Genomic DNA, 4,460 nt, shown 5'->3' with positions numbered 1-4,460 from the left:
CACGCGACTTCGCCGACACCACCCACGGCAACCACGCCGGAGCCTGGACCGCTCCGGTGAGGACGCCGTCCGTCTCCGCCGCCGGGTCCCCGGCCCCGTCGGCGGGCTCGGGTTCCGGGGCCTGTTCCAGCACGAGGTGGGCGTTGGTGCCGCTGACACCGAAGGAGGACACGGCGGCGCGGCGGGGCCGACCGGTCTCCGGCCAGTCGGTGGCCTCGGTGAGCAGGCCGACGGCGCCGCCGGACCAGTCGGCGTGCGGGGTGGGCGCGTCGATGTGCAGGCTCTTGGGCAGCGTGCCGTGCCGCATGGCCTGCACCATCTTGATGACGCCGCCGACACCGGAGGCGGCCTGGGTGTGGCCGATGTTGGACTTCAGCGAGCCGAGCAGCAGCGGCCGCTCTGCGGGACGGTCCTGGCCGTAGGTGGCCAGGAGCGCCTGCGCCTCGATCGGGTCGCCCAGGGTCGTGCCGGTGCCGTGCGCCTCGACGACGTCGACCTCGGCGGCGGACAGTCCGGCGTCGATCAGGGCCTGGCGGATCAGGCGCTGCTGCGAGGGCCCGTTGGGGGCGGTGAGGCCGTTGGAGGCGCCGTCCTGGTTGATGGCGGAGCCGCGGACGACGGCCAGGACCTGGTGCCCGTTGCGGCGGGCGTCGGAGAGCCGCTCCAGCAGGACCATGCCGACGCCCTCGGACCAGGCGGTGCCGTCGGCGGCGGCGGCGAACGCCTTGCAGCGGCCGTCGGCGGCCAGGCCTCGCTGACGGGCGAACTCGGTGAACATCTTCGGCGTCGACATGACGGTGGCGCCGCCGGCCAGGGCGAGGGAGCACTCCCCCTGGCGCAGGGAGCGCACGGCCAGGTGGAGGGCGACCAGGGAGGAGGAGCAGGCGGTGTCGACGGTGACGGCGGGGCCCTCGAAGCCGTACGTGTAGGACAGCCGGCCGGAGGCGACGGCGACGGTGTTGCCGGTCAGGAGGTGTCCGGCGACCTCCTCCTGGCGGCCCCGGGAGGCGCTGTCGTAGTCGCCGTGTCCGGTGCCGACGAAGACGCCGGTGGGGCTGCCGGTGAGGGAGTCGGGGAGGATCCCGGCGCGCTCCAGGGCTTCCCAGGAGGTCTCGAGGAGCAGGCGCTGCTGCGGGTCCATGGCCAGGGCCTCGCGCGGGGAGATCCCGAAGAACGCTGGGTCGAACTCGCCGGCCTCGTGCAGGAAGCCGCCCTCGCGGGCGTAGGTGGTGCCGTGGTGGGCGGGGTCGGGGTGGAACAGCCGGTCGAGGTCCCAGCCGCGGTTGGCGGGGAACGCGGAGATCGCGTCCACGCCGTCCCGGGCCAGCTCCCACAGTTCCTCGGGTGAGCGGGCGCCGCCGGGATAGCGGCAGGCCATGGCGACGACGGCGACGGGCTCGCGGTCGCGGCTCTCGGCGTCGCTGAGCTGCTGCCGGGCCTCCTGGAGGTCGGCGATCGCCCGCTTGAGGTACGCGCGGAGCTTGTCCTCGTTCGACATCAGGTGCCCACCTCTCACTCAGATTCCGGAAAACGCGGAGAGCGGCGGTCTCCGGATTCCACGCCCCGACCCTGTTCGGAAACCCGCGGTGCGCGCAGGGCGCGCCCGGTGGCTTTCCGGTCCGGGTCGTAGGCCCGACCCGGTCCGGTGGTCAGTCTGACCGTCCCGGACTGCGGGTTTCCCTAGAGCCTGGGGAGAAAGGCGGGGCCGGACGCGGTGGTGGGTACCACGCACGCCCGGCCCGGGAGGGGGAACTGGTGATTTCCCTCGTCGTCGTGGGTTATTGGGCGGCGACCGCCGACTCCTCCAGGGCGGTCAGCCATTCCTCCATGAGGGCGGCGGCCTTCGCGGAGTCCTCACGGATCAGGGAGAGGTGGTCGGCGTCGACCGGCCGTACGGTGGCCGACGGCACCAAGGGCTCGTGCAGGGTGTCGGCGTCCGGTGCGGGCACGCCCTCGATGAGGGCGCGAGTGCACTTGATCTCCAGTACGGGCGCGGTGGTGGGGTGCACGTCGAGCGCGTTGAGCAGCACCATCCACCGGCCCATCGCGGACAGCCGGGAGTTGGTGAGTCGTACGGGAGAGTCGTCGACGGCGGTGAAGTTGAACCGCATCATGCCCGAGAAGTCCATGCCCTCGTCGTTCTTGTGCTGGATGCTCAGCGTGTCGAGCAGTACGACGGCGGCGGGGCGGATGCCCCACGTGGTCTCCAGCACGCCGGCGGCGGCGTAGGCGAGGGAGCCGCCCGAGGAGTGGCCGACGAGGACGAAGGGCTGCCCGTCGGCGGCCTGCAGGGCGCTCTCGGCGATCACCCGGGCTGCGGCCTCGGGTCCGGCGGGCAGGGCCTCACCGGTGGCGAAGCCGACCAGCGGCAGCGCGGCCACGTCGCGGCTGCCCCGGAAGTGCGCGGAGAGCTGGGCGTACTGGTGGACGCCGCCGTTGGCGGTGGGCGCGCTGACACAGACCAGCCGCGAGGCGGCCGGGCCCTCGGCGAGCGTCACCGGCCAGGGCAGGTCCTCCAGTTCGGCGGTCGCCTCGAAGGTGGGCCGCAGGGCGGCGACGGTGGCCAGCATGCGCTGCGCTTCCCGGGTTTTGCCCTGGGCGATGCCGTCGAGGAACAGCCTCTCCATCGAGTCGTTCTCGACCGGGCCGCCCGGCACGCCGCCGCCCCGGGGGACGGAACCGCCGCCCTGGGCGCCCAGTTCGGTGAGCAGCCAGGAGGTGAGGCCGTTCGGGGAGCCGCTGTCGTAGACGATGCTGGCGGGCAGTTGCAGGCCGGTGGCCTCGCTGAGCCTGCGGCGCAGTTCGATGCTGATGAGGGAGTCGAAGCCGAGCTCCAGGAAGTCCCGTTCGGGGTCGACCTCGGAGGTGTCGGGGTGTCCGAGGAGTTCCGCGGCGCAGGTGACGACCAGGTCGTGCAGGGCCTGTTCCTGTTCGGCGGCGCCGAGGGTGGTCAGCCGGTCGCGGAAGGAGGCCGTGTCGGCGGCGCGGACCGGCACCGTGGAGGCGGTCGCGGCCGGGCGGGCCGCACGCGCGGCCGGTGCGGCAGGCCGGCCGGCGACGCCGGGCCCGAGCAGCCGGGCGGCGGACGAGGGGCGCAGGGCCAGCGCCTCGACCGACAGTGTGGGCCGGCCGGCGGGGTCGACGGCGGCGATGGACACGGTGTCCTCCCCGGCCTTCGCCAGGCGCACCCGCAGCCGGGCGGCACCGGAGGCGTGCAGGGACACCCCGGACCAGGAGAACGGCAGCAGGCCCTGGTCGGCGTCCTTCAAGTCGACGAACTCCACGGCGTGCAGTGCGGCGGTGAGCAGGGCCGGGTGCAGGGCGAACAGTTCGGCGTCGTCCGCGCGGCCGGGCAGCTCCAGTTCGGCGAAGACCTCCTCGTCGCGGGCCCAGGCGGCGCGCAGGCCCTGGAAGAGGGGGCCGTACTCGGTGCGCTCGTAGAAGCCGGTCAGGTCGAGGGGTTCGGCGCCCTGCGGCGGCCACTGGGCGGCGTCGAACTCGACCTGCTGCTCCTCGGGGACGAGGACACCGGCGGCGTGCTGGGTCCACGGCTCGTCGGGGGCGTCGGCGGGCCGGGAGTGGATGCCGAGTTCCCGGCCGCCGGACTCGTCGGGGGCACCGACCCTCACCTGGACGGCGACGGCGCTCCGGGCGTCGAGCACGAGCGGGGTGGTGAGGGTGAGTTCCTGCACCCGGCCGCAGCCCACCTGGTCACCGGCGCGCACGGCCAGTTCGAGGAAGGCGGTCGCCGGGAAGAGGACCATGCCGCCCATGGTGTGGTCGGTGAGCCAGGGGTGGGTGCGCAGGGACACCCGCCCGGTGAGCAGCACGCCGCTGGTACCGGCCAGTGACACCGCCGCGCCGAGCAGCGGGTGTTCGGCGGGGGTGAGTCCGGCGCCGGCCACGTCCCCGGCGAAGGCGAGGGGCCGCGGCCAGTAGGCGCGGTGCTGCCAGGGGTAGGTGGGGACGTCGGTGCGGCGGGCGCCGGTTCCCTCGAACCAGGCGGCCCAGTCGACGCGGACGCCCGCGACGTGCAGTTCGGCCAGTCCGGTGAGCAGTGCGGTCTGCTCGTCGCGCCGGGCGCGCAGGGCGGGCGCCGCCACGGTGTCCCCCTCGTCACCGAGGGTCTGCCGGGTCAGGGCGGTCAGGACAGCACCGGGGCCGATCTCGAGGAAGGCGTCCGCTCCCCCGTCGGCCAGTGCCCGTACGCCGTCGGCGAAACGCACCGTGCCACGGACGTGGCGCACCCAGTAGTCGGCGGAGCACAGCAGGGCGGGGTCCGCGATCCCACCGGTCACGTTGGACACGACCGGGATGGCCGGCACGGCGTAGGTGAGGCTCTCGGCGACCCGACGGAACTCCGCCAGCATCGGCTCCATCAACGGCGAGTGGAAGGCATGACTCACCGAAAGACGCTGCGTCTTGCGACCCCGGCCGGCGAACTCCTCTCCCACCGCGGT

2 protein-coding genes are annotated in these 4,460 nt (G+C 74.0%); both read right to left on the bottom strand.

Going from position 1 to position 4,460, the window contains the following annotated elements; translation table 11 throughout:
• A partial coding sequence (locus ORI94_RS34915) for a type I polyketide synthase (RefSeq protein WP_266083100.1) occupies positions 1 to 1,498 on the bottom strand: 1,498 nt, incomplete at its 3' end.
• A 280-nt stretch (positions 1,499 to 1,778) separates the two neighbouring features.
• Positions 1,779 to 4,460: polyketide synthase dehydratase domain-containing protein (locus ORI94_RS34910; RefSeq protein ID WP_266083097.1), on the bottom strand; the 2,682-nt coding region annotated here is incomplete at its 5' end.

The sequence above is a fragment of the Streptomyces sp. NEAU-W12 genome (genome assembly GCF_026242095.1).
Taxonomy (GTDB): Bacteria; Actinomycetota; Actinomycetes; order Streptomycetales; family Streptomycetaceae; genus Streptomyces.
The sequence above is the reverse complement of the archived record's forward strand: the minus strand, read 5'-3'. Positions and strand labels throughout refer to the sequence as shown.